The sequence below is a fragment of the Streptomyces sp. NPDC104831 genome (genome assembly GCF_055583025.1).
The window spans coordinates 45,890-65,503 of record NZ_JBVJOT010000035.1 but is presented as its reverse complement, the minus strand read 5'-3'; the positions used below and the strand labels follow the sequence as shown (position 1 = coordinate 65,503).

16 protein-coding genes and 1 pseudogene are annotated in these 19,614 nt (G+C 72.4%); 10 read left to right on the top strand and 7 right to left on the bottom strand.

Annotated elements, in window-relative coordinates; genetic code table 11:
* Positions 1–178 precede the first annotated feature (178 nt).
* Both ACZ63H_RS23525 and ACZ63H_RS23520 read left to right on the top strand, forming a co-directional pair.
* Positions 179–1,180: an ATP-binding cassette domain-containing protein gene (locus ACZ63H_RS23525; RefSeq protein WP_469867997.1), complete on the top strand. Its 1,002-nt coding sequence runs from the start codon at positions 179–181 to the stop codon at positions 1,178–1,180.
* Positions 1,177–2,034: an ABC transporter permease gene (locus ACZ63H_RS23520; protein ID WP_469867995.1), complete on the top strand. Its 858-nt coding sequence runs from the start codon at positions 1,177–1,179 to the stop codon at positions 2,032–2,034. Before ACZ63H_RS23525 ends, ACZ63H_RS23520 begins: the two co-directional genes overlap by 4 nt.
* A gap of 99 nt (positions 2,035–2,133) precedes the next feature.
* Here ACZ63H_RS23520 and greA read toward each other — a convergent pair whose 3' ends face one another.
* Both greA and ACZ63H_RS23510 read right to left on the bottom strand, forming a co-directional pair.
* Entirely contained in the window at positions 2,134–2,631 is a 498-nt protein-coding gene (gene greA, locus ACZ63H_RS23515; RefSeq protein WP_469867993.1) for a transcription elongation factor GreA, read from the bottom strand.
* Between the two features lie 205 nt (positions 2,632–2,836).
* Positions 2,837–3,235 carry a DUF4307 domain-containing protein gene (locus ACZ63H_RS23510; RefSeq protein ID WP_469867991.1) on the bottom strand — a complete coding sequence of 133 codons (399 nt, stop codon included), beginning with the start codon at positions 3,233–3,235 and terminating at the stop codon, positions 2,837–2,839.
* A 178-nt stretch (positions 3,236–3,413) separates the two neighbouring features.
* Here ACZ63H_RS23510 and mca point away from each other — a divergent pair, with 178 nt between their 5' ends.
* The 4 genes and pseudogenes from mca (at position 3,414) to ACZ63H_RS23490 (ending at position 9,461) form a co-directional block, all read left to right on the top strand.
* Positions 3,414–4,274, top strand: coding sequence for a mycothiol conjugate amidase Mca (gene mca / locus ACZ63H_RS23505; protein ID WP_469868059.1), 861 nt, complete (start codon positions 3,414–3,416; stop codon positions 4,272–4,274).
* Positions 4,267–4,509: a hypothetical protein gene (locus tag ACZ63H_RS23500; RefSeq protein WP_467933183.1), complete on the top strand. Its 243-nt coding sequence runs from the start codon at positions 4,267–4,269 to the stop codon at positions 4,507–4,509. The genes mca and ACZ63H_RS23500 overlap by 8 nt, the downstream gene beginning before the upstream one ends.
* 758 nt (positions 4,510–5,267) lie before the next feature.
* Entirely contained in the window at positions 5,268–7,295 is a 2,028-nt protein-coding gene (locus tag ACZ63H_RS23495; protein WP_469868057.1) for a HelD family protein, read from the top strand.
* Positions 7,296–7,410: 115 nt separating this feature from the next.
* Positions 7,411–9,461 (top strand): annotated as a pseudogene (locus tag ACZ63H_RS23490) (thioredoxin domain-containing protein).
* Positions 9,462–9,468: 7 nt separating this feature from the next.
* Here the strand turns inward: ACZ63H_RS23490 and ACZ63H_RS23485 are convergent.
* Both ACZ63H_RS23485 and trhA read right to left on the bottom strand, forming a co-directional pair.
* The gene (locus ACZ63H_RS23485; protein WP_469867989.1) at positions 9,469–10,203 is read right to left on the bottom strand and encodes a Mut7-C RNAse domain-containing protein; all 735 of its coding nucleotides are present in this window, start codon (positions 10,201–10,203) and stop codon (positions 9,469–9,471) included.
* 57 nt (positions 10,204–10,260) lie between these two features.
* Entirely contained in the window at positions 10,261–10,974 is a 714-nt protein-coding gene (trhA, locus tag ACZ63H_RS23480) for a PAQR family membrane homeostasis protein TrhA (protein ID WP_469867987.1), read from the bottom strand.
* A 291-nt stretch (positions 10,975–11,265) separates the two neighbouring features.
* On the opposite strand from trhA, the gene ACZ63H_RS23475 reads away from it, so the two are divergent.
* Positions 11,266–13,089, top strand: coding sequence for a phosphoenolpyruvate carboxykinase (GTP) (locus ACZ63H_RS23475; protein ID WP_469867985.1), 1,824 nt, complete (start codon positions 11,266–11,268; stop codon positions 13,087–13,089).
* Positions 13,090–13,331: 242 nt separating this feature from the next.
* Here ACZ63H_RS23475 and ACZ63H_RS23470 read toward each other — a convergent pair whose 3' ends face one another.
* Both ACZ63H_RS23470 and ACZ63H_RS23465 read right to left on the bottom strand, forming a co-directional pair.
* Positions 13,332–13,748: an SCO4983 family protein gene (locus ACZ63H_RS23470; RefSeq protein ID WP_469867983.1), complete on the bottom strand. Its 417-nt coding sequence runs from the start codon at positions 13,746–13,748 to the stop codon at positions 13,332–13,334.
* Between the two features lie 90 nt (positions 13,749–13,838).
* The gene (locus tag ACZ63H_RS23465) at positions 13,839–15,050 is read right to left on the bottom strand and encodes a pyridoxal phosphate-dependent aminotransferase (RefSeq protein ID WP_469867981.1); all 1,212 of its coding nucleotides are present in this window, start codon (positions 15,048–15,050) and stop codon (positions 13,839–13,841) included.
* A 124-nt stretch (positions 15,051–15,174) separates the two neighbouring features.
* Here ACZ63H_RS23465 and ACZ63H_RS23460 point away from each other — a divergent pair, with 124 nt between their 5' ends.
* From ACZ63H_RS23460 to ACZ63H_RS23450, 3 genes are all read left to right on the top strand, one after another.
* Positions 15,175–15,945, top strand: a complete 771-nt coding sequence (locus tag ACZ63H_RS23460) for a hypothetical protein (RefSeq protein ID WP_469867979.1) — start codon at positions 15,175–15,177, stop codon at positions 15,943–15,945.
* Between the two features lie 251 nt (positions 15,946–16,196).
* On the top strand, positions 16,197–16,805 hold the full coding sequence (locus ACZ63H_RS23455) for a DUF1707 SHOCT-like domain-containing protein (protein WP_469867978.1): 609 nt from the start codon (positions 16,197–16,199) through the stop codon (positions 16,803–16,805).
* Positions 16,806–17,123: 318 nt separating this feature from the next.
* Positions 17,124–17,987 carry a trypsin-like serine peptidase gene (locus tag ACZ63H_RS23450; protein WP_469867976.1) on the top strand — a complete coding sequence of 288 codons (864 nt, stop codon included), beginning with the start codon at positions 17,124–17,126 and terminating at the stop codon, positions 17,985–17,987.
* Between the two features lie 7 nt (positions 17,988–17,994).
* Here the strand turns inward: ACZ63H_RS23450 and ACZ63H_RS23445 are convergent, their stop codons facing one another.
* Positions 17,995–19,605 carry an N-acyl-D-amino-acid deacylase family protein gene (locus tag ACZ63H_RS23445; protein WP_469867974.1) on the bottom strand — a complete coding sequence of 537 codons (1,611 nt, stop codon included), beginning with the start codon at positions 19,603–19,605 and terminating at the stop codon, positions 17,995–17,997.
* Between the last annotated feature and the right edge of the window lie 9 nt (positions 19,606–19,614).

Here is a 19,614-nt window from a genome sequence, read left to right as displayed (position 1 = left end):
GTCTCTTGAGAGACGCGATATATCGCGTTACCGTATCTCGTGTGGTCGCCGGGCTGCCTGTCCGTACCCGTGCGGGCGGTGACCCGCGCCTATCGGGAAAAGGGGGGCGCGGCCGGGCGAACACGCCTAACTTTTGCGAAGAGCCCGTCCCGAAATCCCCGACGACGTGGAGACAGACATGCCAGGGGCCATCTATGCCGAAGGCCTGGTGAAGACCTTCGGCGACGTAAGGGCACTGGACGGCGTCGACCTGGACGTGCCCGAGGGCACGGTCCTCGGCCTGCTCGGGCCGAACGGCGCCGGCAAGACGACGGCCGTCCGCTGCCTGACGACCCTGTTGCGCCCCGACAGCGGCAAGGCGGTCGTCGCGGGCGTGGACGTCCTGCGCCACCCCGACACCGTGCGCCGCTCCATCGGCCTGTCCGGCCAGTTCGCCGCGGTCGACGAGTACCTGACCGGCCGGGAGAACCTCCAGATGGTCGGACAGCTGTACCAGATGCGGGCGAAGGCGGCCAAGGCCCGGGCGGCGGAGCTGCTGGAGCAGTTCCACCTCGCGGACGCCGCCGACCGCACCGCCAAGACCTACTCCGGAGGCATGCGCCGCCGGCTGGACCTCGCCGCCGCCCTCGTGGTCTCCCCGCCGGTGATGTTCATGGACGAGCCGACCACGGGCCTCGACCCGCGCAACCGCCAGCAGCTGTGGGAGGTCATCAGGCAACTGGTCTCCGGGGGCACGACGCTGCTGCTCACCACGCAGTATCTGGAGGAGGCCGACCACCTGGCCCATGACATCGCGGTCGTCGACCACGGCCGGGTCATCGCCCAGGGCACCTCCGACCAGCTCAAGGCGCGCACCGGCGGCGAGCGCGTCGAGGTCGTGGTGCAGGACCGGACCCGGATCACGGACGCCGCCGAGGTGCTGCGCGGCTTCGGCAAGGGCGAGGCCGCGGTCGAGGAGCACACCCGCAGGCTCACGGTGCCCGTCACCGGCGGCGCCAAGCTGCTCGCCGAGATCATCCGCGAACTGGACACCCGGGGGATCGGGATAGCCGACATCGGGCTGCGCCGCCCCACCCTCGACGACGTCTTCCTGTCCCTGACGGGTCACGCGGCCGAGGCCGGGGACCCGGGCCGGCAGGGCGAACGGAACGAGCGGAACGGCAAGGAGGCCGTGAAATGAGCGCCGCCACCGAGGCGGGGACCGCCGCCGCACCCGGCAACGCCGTCGGCCGGTCCGTCCGGGACTCGCTGATCGTCGCCCGGCGGAACCTGATCCGCATGTCCAGGATTCCCGAAATGCTGATCTTCGGGCTGATACAGCCGATCATGTTCGTGGTGCTGTTCACCTACGTGTTCGGCGGCTCCATGAAGATCGGCGCCAGCACCAGCGCGCTCGACTACAAGAACTTCCTGATGGCCGGCATCTTCGCGCAGACCGTCACCTTCGCCACCGCGGGCTCCGGCGCCGGCATCGCCGACGACATGCACAAGGGGCTCATCGACCGCTTCCGCTCGCTGCCCATGGCGCGCGGCGCGGTGCTGACCGGCCGCACCCTCGCCGACCTGGTGCAGACGGCGCTCACCGTGCTCGTCCTCGCGATCGTCGCGCTGCTGGTCGGCTGGCGGACCGGCTCCGACGGCTCCACGGACGCCGGCCGCGTCCTCGCCGGGTTCGGCCTGCTGCTCCTGCTCGGCTACGCGTTCACCTGGATCGGCGCGCTGATCGGCCTGACCGTGCGCACCCCGGAGGCGGCCACCTCCGGCGGGCTGGTCTGGCTCTTCCCGGTCACCTTCATCTCCAACGCGTTCGTGGACACGGCCAACATGACGCCCTGGCTGCGTCACATAGCCGAGTGGAACCCGTTCAGCGCCACCGTGCAGGCGGCCCGTGTGCTGTTCGCCAACCCCGGGCGGTCCACCTCCGGCGCCTGGCCGATGGAACACCCCGTCTGGGCCTCGCTGATCTACTCGGTCCTGATCATCGTCGTCTTCCGCACCCTCGCGGTGCGCAAGTACCGCTCCGCCACCGCCTGACCCGGCCGGCGGGCCGTACCGGGCCGCCGGAAATCCCGGACATGACAAAGCCCCCGGCCGCCCCGAAGGGCGGCCGGGGGCCGGGGCCGGTGGCCCGGGTCAGCCGTTGTAGGGCTCGGCCTTCAGGATCCGTACGGACGCCTTCTTGCCGTTCGGCAGCTCGTACTCCGCGTCCTCGCCGACCTTGTGGCCGATGACGCCGGAACCCAGCGGGGACTGCGGCGAGTACGTCTCGATGTCGGAGCTCGCGTACTCGCGGGAGGCGAGCAGGAACGTCAGCGTGTCGTCCTCGTCACCGTCGAAGGCGATCGTGACGACCATGCCGGGCGCGACGGCACCGTTCGCGGCCGGCGCCTCGCCGACCTTCGCGTTCTCGAGGAGCTGGGTCAGCTGGCGCACGCGCAGCTCCTGCTTGCCCTGCTCCTCCTTGGCCGCGTGGTACCCGCCGTTCTCGCGCAGGTCGCCCTCCTCACGCGCAGCCGCGATCTTGGCGGCGATCTCCGTGCGCGCAGGACCAGTAAGGTACTCAAGCTCGTCCTTGAGCTTGTTGTACGCCTCCTGGGTCAGCCAGGTGACGTTCTCGCTGGTCTGGGTCACAGGGTGCTCCTCGTCGGTACTGGGAATACAAAGCATCGCCCTACCCAGAAGAATGTTCCCTCATGGATGGGCGAAACCACGAGCCTAACAATTCGTGGGCGAAAGGGGGAGGACATAAGCCGTGTAAATCTCATCAACGCAGGTCAGTGCCTACGTATTCCGGGTGAGGCCGGGGAGTGTCCGCGGGTCGCCCGCCGGGCCGGCGTCAGTCGGCGTGGCAGCCCAGCAGCTCGGCCGTCGTCCCCCGGGCGGTCGTACGGAGTGTGACGACCTTGTCGACGCGCGTGGCCGGTCCGGAGAAGCGGAAGTCGGCCCGGCCCACCTCGGCGGCCTCCTTCGACTGTGACCGCACGGTGCAGTAGCCGGACGCACCGGCGTCCTTGTGCACCTCCAGATGGACCTCGACCGCGTCCTCGGAGGCGTGGAAGGCGATGACCTGGGCGCTGATCTCGTTCCGCGCCACATAGTGGTAGGCGAAGAAGCCGACCAGGGCGAGCAGCGCCGCGCCCAGCACCACGGCGGCGATCCTGAGCTTGCGGTCGGCGCGCTCGTCCGAGGCGCGGCCGTAGCGGCCCTCGGGCAGCCGCGTGCTCGCGGTACTCATGATCGTCCTCTCCGCGGAATTATTCGCCCCCCGCTTGGGTCACTATAGAAGCTCCCACCCGTCACCCGACCGCCACCCTCAACGACGTCCCGTCGGGACGGCACCTGTTTGATCGCACCCGGAGCCACGGGGGCGCCGAGTTACCGAGGATTGAGTCTTGACTGACCAGTTGCGACTGATGGCCGTTCACGCGCACCCCGACGACGAGTCGAGCAAGGGTGCGGCCACCATGGCGAAGTACGTGTCCGAGGGGGTGGACGTGCTGGTGGTGACGTGCACCGGCGGAGAACGCGGGTCCGTCCTCAATCCCAAGCTCCAGGGCGACGCGTACATCGAGGAGCACATCCACGAGGTGCGCAAGAAGGAGATGGACGAGGCCCGCGAGATCCTCGGCGTCAAGCAGGAGTGGCTGGGCTTCGTCGACTCCGGCCTGCCGGAGGGCGACCCGCTGCCCCCGCTGCCCGAGGGCTGCTTCGCCCTGGAGGACGTCGACCGGGCGGCCGGCGAGCTGGTGCGCAGGATCCGCTCCTTCCGGCCGCAGGTGATCACCACCTACGACGAGAACGGCGGTTACCCGCACCCCGACCACATCATGACCCACAAGATCTCCATGGTGGCGTTCGAGGGCGCGGCGGACACCCGGAAGTACCCCGAGGACGAGTACGGGCCGGCCTACCAGCCGCTGAAGCTGTACTACAACCAGGGCTTCAACCGCCCCCGCACCGAGGCGCTGCACCAGGCCATGCTCGACCGCGGCCTGGAGTCCCCGTACGGGGACTGGCTCAAGCGCTGGGACGAGATGCAGCGCACCGAGCGCACGCTCACCACGCACGTCCCCTGCGCGGACTTCTTCGAGATCCGCGACAAGGCGCTGATCGCCCACGCCACGCAGATCGACCCGGACGGCGGCTGGTTCAAGGTGCCGCTGGAGCTCCAGAAGGAGGTCTGGCCCACCGAGGAGTACGAGCTGGCGAAGTCTCTGGTCGATACCTCCCTCCCCGAGGACGACCTCTTCGCGGGCATCCGGGACAATGCCTGACATGAGCGCAAGCGTGAGCCTCGCAATGACGCACCTGGTCCCCCTCGCCAAGGAGGTGGACCAGAACAAGGTCACCCCCGGTGTCCTCGGCTTCATCGTCTTCGCGGTGATGGCCGTGGCCGTCTGGGGCCTGATGAAGTCGATGAGCAAGCACATGCAGAAGGTCGACTTCAAGGAGGCCCCGGACACCGGCGCGGAGCCGGCTGGGAAGAAGGCCGGTTCCCCGGCCCGGTAGGACCGGTCCCCGGGGCCCGCCGGCCCGCCGCACCGCCACCCCCGTCACCGCACGGGCGTGGCGGTCCGGACCATGCGCCGCCGCCGGGCCCGCCGGCCGGCCCGCAGTGACACGCCGCCTCGCCGCGGCCCCCGGCAGTACGCCCCGCCCCCGCGGCAGGGCGTACGCCGACGCGCACCCCCGCGCACGCCGGACCCCCAAGAGGGCCGCACCGGCGGGACCGCGACGGTGCGCATCACTTCCCGATCACCGAGTAACAGGCGTCAAATCCGCCATGGATATCCGGACCGCGGATTCCTGGCGCGACGTCGCACGACAGCGCCGCCTGGGCCGAGTATTCGACGACACGCACGCGGTACGCCGCCGCCCACGGCACCTCCGGCCGGCAGTCGGTTAATTCCCCCCCCGTCGAGAGACGGGAAAGGCGCCGGCCGGCGCGGTGGTCCGGTCCCGTTCCACGGCGACGTCCTCCGCCGGTTCCCTGCCCGAGACACACCATGGACGGCGCGGTGCGACGCGCGGTGCGGCAGCCCGCCGGGGCACGTAATCCCGCAATGCGCAAATCCTTCGGAGACATAAAACTCCGCTCGGCCGCAATACTTTTTGCGATAAATCTCGAATTTGACAGCGTTCCGGAGGTTGCCTATATTCCAGCGTTGCCGAAGTCCGGGCGGCTTTGATTCCGGGGACGAAGGAGACTCCTGTTGTCGAAAATAGGTGATTCCGCCGTGCGTGCGGTCGCATCGGAGCAGGAATATGTGTCCTCCTTGTACGGGTTGCTCACCGAGCGGCTTTCCGAGGCGCGGGCGGACCGGGCGAGCGTGCTGAAGACCCCGGCGGACAGCGCCGGTGAGGCGTACGAGCGGGAGCTGGCCGCCGAGCGTCTGACCAGGGAGATCGGCCGGCTGGAGGGCGCCGAGAAGGGGCTGGTCTTCGGGCGCGTCGACTGGACGGACGGCACGGCCCTGCGCATCGGGCGGATCGGACTGCAGACGGAGGAGGACGACCTGCCCCTGCTCGTGGACTGGCGCGCGAACGCGGCGCGGCCCTTCTACGAAGCGACCCCGGTCCACCCGATGGGCCTGCGGCGGCGCCGGCACCTGCGCCTCGAGGAGCGCACGGTCGTCTCGGTGAGCGACGAACTGCTGGACGGCACCGCCCCGACCGGCGAGGACGTCGTGGGGGACGGCCCGTTGACCGAGGCCCTGTCGGCACGGCGTACGGGCAGGATGGGCGCGGCCGTCGCGACGCTCCAGGCCGAGCAGGACCGGATCGTCCGCTCCGCCCACCGCGGGGTGACCGTGGTCCAGGGCGGACCCGGCACCGGCAAGACGGTGGTCGCCCTGCACCGGGCGGCCTACGTCCTGTACGCGTTCCCGCGCGCCGCGCAGGAGGGTGTCCTGGTCGTGGGCCCGAACGCCCGGTTCCTCGACTACATCTCCCAGGTCCTCCCCTCGCTCGGGGAGAACGACGTCGTCCTCGCGACCTGCCGGGAACTGGCCGGGGTGTCCACGGACACGGTGGACCCGTTCGATACGGCGCGCCTCAAGGGCCGCTCCGACCTCGCCGACGCCCTGGCCGGCCTGCTGCGCTGCCATCAGGCCCCCGCGGGCGACCTCACCGTGCGGGCCGGCCGGGAACCGGTCCGCCTCTCCGGCCGGGAGGTCGCCGCGGCACGCGACGCCGCCGTGGCGGCCGTACAGGGGCACAATCCCGCGCGCCAGGTGTTCAAAGAGCTCTTGGCCGACGCCGTCGCCGACGCGATGCGACGAGACCTGGGCGACGTCCTGGAGCAGATCGACGCCGACACCGAGAGGGCGACGGGCATCGACCTCGACCGGTTCACGGGAACCGCCCGGCACCGGGCCGAAGGCGCGGCCGACCCGGATCCGGCCCACGAACTGGACCTGGACGCCATCCGGGCCGGCCTCCTCGACGACGCCGGTTTCGACCGGGCGGTCGAGCGGGTCTGGCCGCGGCTGGTGCCCGGTGACCTCGTGCGGGCGCTCCTGACGGACGCCGGCGCCCTCGCCGAGCGCCTGCCCCACCTGAGCGCGCGGGAGCGGTCCCTGCTGCTGCGCGCTCCGGGCGACCCGTGGACCGATGCCGACGTGCCGTTGCTGGACGAGGCGGCGAGCCTGGTCGACGGCCCGCCCGAGCGGACGTACGGGCACGTCGTCGTCGACGAGGCGCAGGAACTGACCGCCATGCAGTGGCGGATGATCGTCCGCCGCTGCCCGGCGAAGGCGATGACGCTGGTGGGCGACTTCGCCCAGGCGGGCCCGGTCGCGACCGCACGCGACTGGAAGGAGGCGCTGAGCCCCCACGTCGGCCCGCGCTTCAGGCTGCACGAGCTGACCGTCAGCTACCGCACCACGCAGCAGATCCTGGACGGCGTCCGGGACCTGCTCGCGCGGATCGCCCCGGACCAGAGTCCCGCGCGGTCGCTGCGCGGCGGTGAGAGCCCCCGCACCGTGACCGCGCCCGAGGACGGGTTGGCCACCGCCGTCGTCCGGGAACTCCGCGCCCAGGGCGCCGCGCACCCGGGCGAGCTCCTCGGGGTGATCTGCGCGGACACCAGGGTGCGCGAGCTGACGGCCCGGGGCATCGCCGGCCACGCGCGTGTCGTGCCGGCGTCCGAAGCGCGCGGCCTGGAATTCGACGGCGTCGTCGTCGTGAACCCCGAGGAGATCATCGCGAACCGCCCCGGAGGGGAAAGGGACTTGTACGTGGCCCTGACCCGGGCCACCAAGCGCCTGTGCACCGTCACCGTCCGGCCCGCCTGACGAGGGGCCCCGGGGGCCGCCTCCTCCCGGTCACCGATCGCGCGCGCCCGGTGACTCCCGGATCCGGCCCCCGGATCACAGGGCCGGACGCTCCGGTGTGTGCGACGATGCCGGTATGAATCGACTGGCCAACTCCCAGTCGCCTTACCTGCTCCAGCACGCCTCCAACCCAGTGGACTGGTGGCCATGGGGAGAGGAGGCGATGACGGAAGCGAAGCGGCGGGACGTACCCATTCTCTTGAGTGTGGGCTATGCGTCCTGTCACTTACGTTTCCGTCAGTGCACTGGTGCCATGTCATGGCCCACGAGTCCTTCGAGGACCGCGACACCGCCGACTATCTGAACGAGCACTTCGTCAGCGTCAAGGTCGACCGCGAGGAGCGGCCGGACGTGGACGCGGTGTACATGGAGGCCGTGCAGGCGGCCACCGGGCACGGCGGCTGGCCCATGACCGTGTTCCTCACGCCCGACGCCGAGCCCTTCTACTTCGGCACCTACTACCCGCCCGCCCCGCGCCACGGCATGCCCTCCTTCCGGCAGGTGCTGGAGGGCGTCCGGCATGCCTGGACCACCCGGCGTGACGAGGTCGGCGAGGTGGCCGGGAAGATCGTCCGCGATCTCGCCCAGCGGGAGATCGTCCGGCAGGCCGCCGAGGCGCCGGGGGAGCAGGAGCTCGCCCAGGCCCTGCTCGGCCTCACCCGCGAGTACGACCCGCAGCGCGGCGGATTCGGCGGCGCGCCCAAGTTCCCGCCGTCCATGGTGCTGGAGTTCCTGCTGCGCCACCACGCCCGCACGGGCGCCGAGGGCGCGCTGCAGATGGCCGCGGACACCTGTGAGCGGATGGCGCGGGGAGGGATCTACGACCAGCTCGGCGGCGGCTTCGCCCGCTACTCCGTCGACCGGGACTGGGTCGTGCCGCACTTCGAGAAGATGCTGTACGACAACGCCCTGCTGTGCCGGGTGTACGCCCACCTGTGGCGGGCCACCGGCTCGGACCTCGCCCGGCGGGTCGCGCTGGAGACCGCCGACTTCCTCGTCCGCGAACTGCGCACCCCGGAGGGCGGGTTCGCCTCCGCCCTCGACGCCGACAGCGACGACGGCACCGGACGGCACGTGGAGGGGGCGTACTACGTGTGGACGCCCGGGCAACTGCGCGACGTCCTCGGCGACGACGCCCACTTCGCCGCCCAGTACTTCGGCGTGACCGAGGAGGGCACCTTCGAGCACGGCCGGTCCGTGCTGCAACTTCCGCAGACCGAGGGAGTGTTCGACGCGGACAAGGTCGCGTCGATCCGGCGCCGGCTGCTCGACGCCCGCGCCCGGCGGCCCGCCCCCGGCCGGGACGACAAGGTCGTCGCCGCCTGGAACGGGCTCGCCGTCGCCGCGCTCGCCGAGACCGGTGCCTACTTCGACCGGCCCGACCTGGTCGAGGCCGCGCTCGGCGCCGCCGACCTGCTCGTCCGCGTCCACCTGGACGAACACGCCCGGCTCGCCCGTACCAGCAAGGACGGCCGGGTCGGCGCCAACGCGGGCGTGCTGGAGGACTACGGCGATGTCGCCGAGGGCTTCCTCGCGCTGGCCTCGGTCACCGGCGAGGGCGTCTGGCTCGACTTCGCCGGACTGCTGCTCGACCACGTCCTGGACCGGTTCACCGACCCGGAGACCGGCGCGCTGTTCGACACCGCCTCCGACGCCGAGCGGCTGATCCGCCGCCCCCAGGACCCCACCGACAACGCCGCCCCGTCCGGCTGGACCGCCGCGGCCGGCGCCCTGCTGGGCTACGCCGCCCACACCGGTTCCGAGCCCCACCGGGCCGCCGCCGAGCGCGCACTGGGGATCGTGAAGACCCTCGGGCCGCGCGTGCCGCGGTTCATCGGATGGGGGCTGGCCGTCGCCGAGGCGCTGCTCGACGGTCCGCGCGAGGTGGCCGTCGTGGGTCCCGGCCCGGACGACGAGCGGACGGCCGCCCTGCACCGCACGGCCCTGCTGGGCGTCGCCCCGGGCGCCGTCGTCGCCTGCGGCGCCCCGGACGGCGAGGAGTTCCCGCTGCTGGCCGGCCGCACCCTCATCGACGGCGGCCCGGCCGCGTACGTCTGCCGGGGCTTCGTCTGCGATCTGCCGGTGACGGACCCGGAGGCCCTGCGCAGGCGGCTGACCGCGCCCTGAACCGGCGTCAGCCGTGGGCCGCGCCGCGCCGGTTCAGGGCGCGGTCCACGATGGCCTCCAGCTGGTCGTGGTGCGCGCCCTTCCAGTACGCGCGACCGCAGTCCGCGCACCGGGCGAACACGTCGTACGTCCGCTCGGTGCCGCTCTTGAGCTGGTCGGCGACCTCTTCCTTGGCGGCGTCCCGCAGCAGGCCGTTGCACGCGGTGCAGCGGGTCCAGGGGCGCAGCTCGGGGGCGAAGCGGTCGAGGACGTCGTCCAGCTGGTCGTCGGGGCGGGTGCTGTAGACGAACGCGCCGGCCCACAGCTCCCGGCGGCGCAGCAGACCCCGGTCGCGGCTGAGCATCACCCGCTTCTCGGCCGCCGAGCGGGCGGCCAGCGCCGGGTCGCCGATGTCCGTCGACTCGTACGCCGTGTCCACGCCGAGCAGCCGCAGCCGGCGGGCCAGCGTGCCGAGGTGGACGTCGAGGAGGAAGCGCAGCGGCGCGCCGGGCACCCGCTGGGGGCGCTCCACGGGCCGGACGACGACCCGCTCGGCCGCCCCGGGGATGTGCCCGGGCGCGACCGGGCGGCCGTCCACGACCAGGGTGCCGACCTCGGTGAGCGGGATGCCGAGGGACTCGACGACATGGCCGAGCGTCGAGACGCCGTCGGTGGCCAGCGGCGTGGGCCCGCGGCGGCGGGCGGCCGGCACGAACAGGTGCAGTCCGGGGTCGACTTCGACGTGGATCTCGGTTCCGTTCACCCGGCCAGCATCGCACGGGGTCCCGTGCGGACCCCGGCGCTTTTCTCGGGGGGCGGCTCAGGTGTGCTGGTAGGCGACCAGGGAGATGCCGACGTAGTGCACGACGAACGCGGCGAGGGTGAGGGAGTGGAAGACCTCGTGGAAGCCGAACCAGCGCGGTGACGGGTTGGGGCGCTTGATGCCGTAGATCACGCCGCCGGCGCTGTACAGCAGGCCGCCGACCACCACGAGGACCATGACGGCCAGGCCGCCGGTGCGCAGGAAGTCCGGCAGGAAGAACACGGCCGCCCAGCCCATCGCGATGTAGCAGGGCGTGTACAGCCAGCGCGGGGCGCCGACCCAGAAGACGCGGAAGACGATGCCGGCCGCCGCGGCGGCCCAGATGCTCCACAGCAGCCAGCGGCCCTTGCCGTCGGGCAGGAGCAGCAGGGTCAGCGGGGTGTAGGTGCCCGCGATGATCAGGAAGATGTTGGCGTGATCCAGGCGGCGCAGCACGCCGTCCATGCGGGGGCTCCAGTTGCCCCGGTGGTACAGCGCGCTGACACCGAAGAGCAGACACGCCGTCAGGACGTAGATGCCGCAGGCTATGCGGCCCCTGGTCGAGTCGGCGAGCGCGGTGAGCACGAGGCCCGCGATGAGTACGGCCGGGAACATGCCGAGATGCAGCCAGCCGCGGAGACGGGGTTTGACCGGATGCGGCAGGGAGAGCGCGACGGGACCGCGGCCTGCGGCCGGCGTGTCCGTGGGCGCGTCGGGGACGGACGCAGTCATGCGGGGCATGGTACCCAGGCCGCCGTAAATCGATCGTCAATGTGTGCGCATCCACGCCACTCCGGAGACCGGTCGGCAAAAAGTCCTTCAGCCGAACCCAACGTGGACGCAAAACGACCTGGACACCGTGGGATTCCTCACGCCGCTCACCTGTGATGCCCCCTGGACAGATGGGCACTAAACTCGGATGATCAAATGAGTGCGGTCGGCACCGGATGAGCGGCTACGAAGCATCCGGGTCGCGGCCCCCACGGGGCGAACCAACACAAAAACCCTCACTTAGGAGCAATCGTGGCGCGCGACAACGCGGCTCCCACCGTCGTCCCCACCCAGCACCGGGAACTGATCTCCTGGGTCAACGAGATCGCCGAACTGACGCAGCCGGACAGGGTGGTCTGGTGCGACGGCTCCGAGGCCGAGTACGAGCGGCTGTGCGAGGAACTGGTCGCCAAGGGAACGTTCAGGAAGCTGGACCCGGTCAAGCGCCCGCACTCCTACTACGCCGCCTCGGACCCGACCGACGTCGCGCGCGTCGAGGACCGCACCTTCATCTGCTCCGAGAAGGAGGAGGACGCGGGCCCGACCAACCACTGGAAGGCGCCCGCCGAGATGCGGGAGGTCTTCACCGGCGACCAGGGCCTGTTCCGGGGCTCGATGCGGGGCCGTACGATGTACGTCGTCCCGTTCTGCATGGGCCCGCTCGGCTCCCCGCTGTCCGCGCTGGGCGTGGAGATCACCGACTCCGCCTACGTGGCCGTCTCCATGCGCACGATGACGCGCATGGGCCAGGCCGTCCTGGACGAGCTGGGCGACGAGGGCTTCTTCGTCAAGGCCGTCCACACGCTGGGCGCCCCGCTGGAGCCGGGCCAGGAGGACGTCCCCTGGCCCTGCAACCGGACCAAGTACATCTCGCACTTCCCCGAGAGCCGCGAGATCTGGTCCTACGGCTCCGGCTACGGCGGCAACGCCCTGCTCGGCAAGAAGTGCTACGCGCTGCGCATCGCCTCGGTCATGGCGCGTGACGAGGGCTGGCTGGCCGAGCACATGCTGATCCTGAAGCTCACCCCGCCGCAGGGCGAGGCCAAGTACGTCGCCGCCGCCTTCCCCTCCGCCTGCGGCAAGACCAACCTCGCCATGCTGGAGCCCACGATCTCCGGCTGGACGGTGGAGACCGTCGGCGACGACATCGCCTGGATGCGGTTCGGCGAGGACGGCCGCCTCTACGCGATCAACCCCGAGGCCGGCTTCTTCGGCGTCGCGCCCGGCACCGGCGAGCACACCAACGCCAACGCGATGAAGACCCTGTGGGGCAACGCGGTGTTCACCAACGTCGCGCTCACCGACGACGGCGACGTGTGGTGGGAGGGCATGACCGAGGAGCCCCCGGCCCACCTCACGGACTGGAAGGGCAACGACTGGACGCCGGAGTCCGGGACCCCGGCCGCCCACCCCAACGCCCGCTTCACGGTGCCGGCCGCGCAGTGCCCGATCATCGCGCCCGAGTGGGAGGACCCCAAGGGCGTGCCGATCTCCGCGATCCTCTTCGGCGGCCGCCGCGCCTCGGCCGTGCCGCTGGTGACGGAGTCCTTCGACTGGAACCACGGCGTCTTCCTCGGCGCCAACGTGGCCTCCGAGAAGACCGCGGCGGCCGAGGGCAAGGTCGGCGAGCTGCGCCGCGACCCGTTCGCGATGCTGCCCTTCTGCGGCTACAACATGGGCGACTACATGGCCCACTGGATCGACGTGGCCAAGGACAAGGACCAGTCCAAGCTGCCGAGGATCTACTACGTCAACTGGTTCCGCAAGGACGACGGGGGCAGGTTCGTCTGGCCGGGCTTCGGCGAGAACGCCCGCGTCCTGAAGTGGATCGTGGAGCGGCTGGAGGGCAGGGCCGAGGGCGTCGAGACGCCGATCGGCGTGCTGCCGACCAGGGAGGCGCTGGACACCGACGGGCTCGACCTGCCGGACGCCGACCTGGACTTCCTGCTCACCGTGGACAAGGAGGTCTGGCGCGAGGAGGCCGCCCTGGTCCCCGGGCACCTGAACACCTTCGGCGACCACACCCCGAAGGAGCTGTGGGACCAGTACCACGCGCTGGTGGAGCGCCTGGGCTGAGACCCGCGCCCGAAGACTCCGCGGCCGGTCCGGATGTGCCCTGACCAGCGATCGTCACGACCGGCCGCGGTGACCACCCGCCCGGGGCCCCGCACAACGGCGTGCGGGGCCCCGGGTCTGCGTGTGCTCCGGGCGGGACGGCACCGGAGCGCCGGGCCGGCGGAGTGGGTGGCACCCGGTCCGCGCGTCGCTGCGGGTGCGCGCGGACCGGGGCCGTCTGGGGGACCGGACCCCGGGCGGGGTCAGTGGGCGGGGCTGAGCGTCTTCGGGTCGGTACCGGCGGCGGCGTGGGCGTCCATCCGCTCGGCCGCGAGGATCGCCGCCGCGGTGTCCGCGCGGGAGGCGGCGACCACCAGGGCGCGTCCGGCGAGCGTGTGCGCGCGCCGGTGCAGGGCGCCCGGATCGCCCGCGGCGGCCGGCGCCGCACGGAGCGGGGTGCGCCCGCCGCGCAGCCGGGCCACCTGGGCCGCGAGGCGTTCCGCGGCGGTGTCCAGGTCGGCGGACGGGTTCAGGGCGCGCAGTTCGTCGGTGACCGCGAGCAGCGCGGCGAGGTGCCCGGCGAGCTGGATGTCCAGCTCCTCCTCGCGCGACCGGTGGGGGAAGTTTGAGGGGGTGCCGGCCATCGTGTGGACCGACTTGGTGCGGATCGGTTCGTACATGGGGGGATGGCCTCCTGTGCTCTGACAGGAAACCATCTTAGCTTGGATTTCGTCTAAAGTTGAGCCGAGTCACGGAGTGCGGTCCGCCGGCTACGGTTGGCCGTATCCGTCCAGGAAGGTGCCGATGCGGGTGATCGCGTCCCGGAGATCGCCGACCGTCGGCAGGGTCACCACCCGGAAGTGATCCGGCTCCGGCCAGTTGAAGCCCGTGCCGTGGACGACCATGATCTTCTCCTGCCGCAGCAGGTCCAGCACCAGTTGCCGGTCGTCCTTGACCTTGAAGACCTGGGGGTCCAGCCGGGGGAAGAGGTACAGCGCGCCCTTGGGCCGCACGCAGCTCACGCCGGGGATCCGGGTCAGCAGGTCGTAGGCGAGGTCCATCTGCTCCTTCAGCCGCCCGCCCGGCAGCACCAGGTCGTTGATCGTCTGGCGTCCGCTGAGCGCGGCGACCACGCCGTGCTGGCCCGGCATGTTGGCGCACAGCCGCATGTTCGCCAGGATCGTCAGGCCCTCGATGTAGGAGTCGGCGTGGGCGCGCGGGCCGGAGACCGACATCCAGCCGACGCGGTAGCCGGCCACCCGGTACGCCTTCGACATGCCGTTGAAGGTGAGGGTGAGCAGATCGGGGGCGACCTTCGCGGTGGGGGTGTGCGTGGTGCCGTCGTAGAGGATCTTGTCGTAGATCTCGTCCGAGCAGACCAGCAGGTTGTGCCGGCGGGCGAGGTCGGTCAGGCCCTTGAGCACCCCCTCGTCGTAGACCGCGCCCGTGGGGTTGTTCGGGTTGATGACGACGATCGCCTTGGTGCGGTCGGTCACCTTGCGCTCGATGTCGGCCAGGTCGGGCATCCAGTCGGACTGCTCGTCGCAGCGGTAGTGCACCGCCGTGCCGCCGGACAGGGAGACGGCGGCCGTCCACAGCGGGTAGTCCGGGGCCGGTACGAGCACCTCGTCGCCGTCGTCCAGCAGGGCCTGCATCGCCATCACGATCAGCTCGGAGACGCCGTTGCCGATGAAGACGTGCTCGACGTCCGTCTCGATGCCGATGGTCTGGTTGTGCATCACGACCGCGCGGCGGGCGGCGAGCAGGCCCTTGGCGTCGCCGTAGCCGTGCGCGGTGGAGACGTTGCGGAGGATGTCCTCCAGGATCTCCGGTGGGCACTCGAAGCCGAAGGCGGCCGGGTTGCCGGTGTTCAGCTTGAGGATGCGGTGGCCCGCCGCCTCCAGCCGCATGGCCTCTTCGAGAACCGGACCCCGGATCTCGTAACAGACGTTGGCGAGCTTGGTCGACTGGATCACCTGCATGCCGTGAGCTTACGGCCCACCCCTGCCTCGTGGGCGGTGTTTTCCGCCACGCGAGACGCGAAGGTTGCCCGGAAAAAGCCGCCGGATGTCTTCCCGGGCACTTGCGTCCCTAGAATCCGATGACATGTCCACGGAACGGGAGTACGAGGCGGGAGCGCACGAGCCGCACGGAGCGGGCGGCGCGCCCGGAATCCGGCCGAACGTGTACCACCCGCCGCCGGCTCCGGCCCCCGCCTACGACGAGTACGCCGACCCGGCCGCCGCGCACGGCTGGCAGGACGACTACGACGCGACGCGCGAGCTGCCGCCGGTGGCCGGGGAGCGCCCGCGCCCCGTGCCCCCTCGGCCCGGGCCGGGTGCGGGCCGGGCCGCCGGGCGCGGGCGGGCGCGGCGCCGTGCGGGCGGGCGCCGCCGCGCGGTGGCCGCGGCCGGCGCCCTCGCGGCGGCGGCCGGCACGGTCGCGGTGATCGCCGCGCTGTCCGGACCGGGTTCCCCGGACGGGTCCCGCCCCGCCGACGGAGGCCGGATCGCCGACGGTCCCGCGACGGAGGGCCCCGCGACGGAAGGCACGGAAGACGAGGCCACGCCCGCCACGGCGCCGCCCGCGTCGCCCCCGGCCGCCGCGGGTTCCGCCGGTCCGGCCGCGGCCACGCCGTCGGCCACGGCCGCCGGCCCGGCCGCCGTTCCCCGCCCGGGCGCCACTTCGGCCCGCCCGGCCGGGGGCCCGCGGGCCGCCACCGCGCCGGCCTCGGCCCGGCCCACCGCCCGGCCGGGCGTCCCCACGGCCGCCTCCACGGCCACTCCCGCGTCCTCGCCCACCGTTTCGCCGGCGTTCGGTCACGACGGTCGCCACGGTTGGGGCCACGGCCACGACACGCCGAGGTGGCCCCGCTGACCTCGCGGCCACGGCGGCCCGCCCGGCCGGGGGCCTGCGGGCCACCACCGCGCCGGCCTGCGCCCGGCCGGGCGTCCCCACGGCCACTCCCGCGTCCTCGCCCACCGCTTCGCCGGCGTTCGGTCACGACGGTCGCCACGGTTGGGGCCACGGCCACGACACGCCGAGGTGGCCCCGCTGACCTCGCGGCCTGCGTGCCGGGCAACGTCCGTGCCTGGCTGGGGAGTTGCCCGCCGTGGGACAGTGGCCCCATGGGTGAGCGGACGCACGGAGCGGACCGTGCCGGGCGGGCGGACCCCGGTCGGGACGTGCTCGTCTCCGACGAGGAGCGCGAGCGGATCGTCGAGCGCGTACGGGACGCCGTGGCGGACGGCCGGCTGCCGCTGGACGAACTGGACGGCCGGCTCGACCGGATCCACGCCGCCCGCACGCGCGGCGAGTTGCGGGCGGCCGCGAGCGGGCTGCCCGCGCCGGGGCCCAGGGACGCGCTGGTGGTGGACCGCGCGCCCACGTCCCGGCTGGCGCTGGGCGTGTTCGGCGGGTTCCGGCGGGACGGCGGATGGGTGGTGCCGCCCCGGTTCACCGCCTGGTCGATGTGGGGCGGCGGCCGGCTCGACCTGACCGAGGCCCGTTTCGCCGCACCTCGGACGGTGATCCGGGCCGTGGCCCTGTGGGGCGGCACCACGATCGTCGTACCGGACGACATCGACGTGGAGGTCAGGGGCTTCGGCCTGTTCGGCGTGTTCGGCGGCCGCGAGGCGCGTGCGCCGGCCGGGACGGCGCGGCCGGACTCCCCGCGCGTCGTCGTCAAGGGGCTCGCCCTCTTCGGCGCCGTCATCACCAAGCCGAAGCGCGGGTGAACCGTCCGCCGTGCGACCGGGCGAACCCCCGCACCGGCCGGGGCGGACCTTCGTGCCCGCGACGGAGCGAAACCTCCGCCACGCGCTCGAACGGATCCCTGCCCGGCGTCCGGGCGGAGCCCGCGCCGTGCGGCCGGGCAGCCGCCCGCCGCACCGCCTCTTCGCCGGGGAAACCTCCCGCCCCGGCGCCGAGGGAAACCCCTATGACCCGTCGCCGCTTCTTGTCCCGGCCCCCCTCTGCTGCTGAGAATGCGCATGACAACCGTGTGGGCGGCCGGAAGACCTCCGGTCGCCTCCGTCGTACGAGGGGACCCCCACGTGAACAAGCCTCTCCTTGCCACGCTCTGCGCCCTGGCGACCGTCGGGCTGGGCGCCACCCCGGCGCTGGCCGCGCCGCACACCACCGCCCCGCACGCCTCCGCCCCGCACTCCGCCAAGGCCGCCGCGGTCGCCGTCGACTTCTCCGGCACCGTCTCGCTCAGCAACTGCTCCGGCTCCGTCATCCGCTTCCCGGGCTCCGCCGACACCGACCCGGCCCTGGTGCTGACCAACGGGCACTGCCTGGAGACCGGCATGCCGAGCGCCGGCCAGGTCATCACCGGCCAGTCCTCCAGCCGCACCTTCGGCCTGCTGAACTCCGCCGGCACCAAGATCGCCACGCTCCGCGCCAACCAGGTCGTCTACTCGACGATGACCGACACGGACGTCACGATCTACCGCACCACCACCACGTACGCGGCGATCAGGAACTCGTACGGCATCAGCCCGCTCACCGTGCAGGACACCCACCCGGTGGCCGGCACCGCCATCAAGGTGGTCTCCGGCTACTGGAAGCGCATCTACAGCTGCAACATAGACGGGTTCGTGTACCGGCTGAAGGAGGGCGACTGGACCTTCAAGGACTCGGTCCGCTACACCTCCGCCTGCGACACCATCGGCGGCACCTCGGGTTCCCCGGTGATCGACGCCACCACCGGCAAGGTCGTCGCCGTCAACAACACCGGCAACGAGGACGGCCAGCGGTGCACGGTGAACAACCCGTGCGAGGTCGACGCGAGCGGCAACGTCACCGTCCGCCAGGGCATCAACTACGCCCAGGAGACCTACAACATCCCGGCCTGCTTCACCACCGGCAACAAGCTCAACCTGAGCGCGGCCGGCTGCACCCTGCCCAAGCCGTAGGCACGGTTCACAGCGGCGTACGGCGGACGGAGCGGCCCGGCAGGGCGTCCGTCCGCCGGTCGTCCTCGATGACGAACCGGCCGTCGACCAGCACGTACGGGATGCCCGTCGGCAGCCGGCGCGGCTCCGCGAAGGTGGCACCGGGCGCGACCGTCCGCGGGTCGAACAGCACCAGGTCGGCCCGGTAGCCCTCGCGCACCAGCCCGCGGTCCGGCAGCCGCAGCCGCGCCGCCGGCCGGGAGGTGAGGTGGGCCACGCACTCCTCCAGCGTCAGCACGCCCGCCTCGCGCACATAGTGGCCGAGATAGCGCGGGAACGTGCCGTACGCCCGCGGGTGCGGCTTGCTGCCGCGCAGGATGCCGTCGGAGCCGCCGGTGTGCGCGCGGTGCCGCATGATCGCGCGCACGTTCTCCTCGTGGCCGACGTGCTGGAGGATCGTCGTGCCGAGCCGGTCGAGCACCAGCAGGCGGTGGGCCGTCTCCCAGGGGGCCTCCCCGCGCAGGTCCGCCGCCTGCCGGACGGTGCGGCCCACGAAGTCGCCGAGGGCCGGGTCGGCCACCCCGGAGATCTCGATCGTCTCCCACTCCACCGGCACGCCGTGGCAGCCGTCGGAGCCGGTGACCTCCAGGTCGTGCCGGATCCGCCCGGCCGTCACCGGGTCGGCGAGCCGGGCGAGGATCTCCTCGGGCCCGCCCTCGCTCGCCCAGCTCGGCAGCAGCGCGGCGAGGGTGGTGCAGCCGGGGGTGTAGGGATAGGTGTCCAGGGTGAGGTCCGCGCCCGCGTCCAGGGCCCGGTCGAGCAGCGCCAGCAGCTCGGGCGCCCGGCCCTCGTTCACCCCGAAGTTCATCGTCGCGTGCGCCAGGTGCAGCGGGCAGTCCGCCTCCCGGGCGAGGGCGACCATCTCGGCGTACGCCTCCAGCGCGCCGGCGCCGTAGGAGCGGTGGTGCGGGCAGTAGTAGCCGCCGTAGGAGCCCACCACCCGGCACAGCTCGGTCAGTTCGGCGTCCCGCGCGTACATGCCCGGCGTGTACGTCAGCCCCGACGACATGCCCACCGCGCCCTGCTCCAGCCCCTCCGCGACCAGCCGCCGCATCCGGTCCAGCTCTTCGGGGGTGGCCGCGCGGTCCTCCCAGCCGACCACGAGCGCCCGGACCGTGCCCTGGGGGATCAGATAGGCCGCGTTCACGGCGATGCCCCCGTCGAGCCGGTCCAGGTACCCGCCCACCGACCGCCAGTCGAAGTCGATGTCGTCGCCGTACCCGTTCCAGCCGGTGATCGCCCGCCGCACCTCTTGGAGCGTGCGGTCGTCCACCGGCGCGTACGACAGCCCGTCCTGGCCGAGGACCTCCAGCGTGACCCCCTGCGCGGCCTTCGCGCTGTGGTCGGGGTCGCGCAGCAGGGCCAGGTCGGAGTGGGCGTGCATGTCGATGAAGCCGGGGGAGAGGACCAGGCCCTCCGCGTCGATCTCCCGCACGGCGCGCGGGCGCTGGCAGCCCGCCGCCGCGGCCTCCTTGACGATCGAGACGATGCGGCCGGCGTCGATCACGACGTCGGCGCGGTACGCGTCCGCCCCGCTGCCGTCGACGACGTCGGCGTCCCGGATGACCAGGTCCTCCACGCGGGCCTC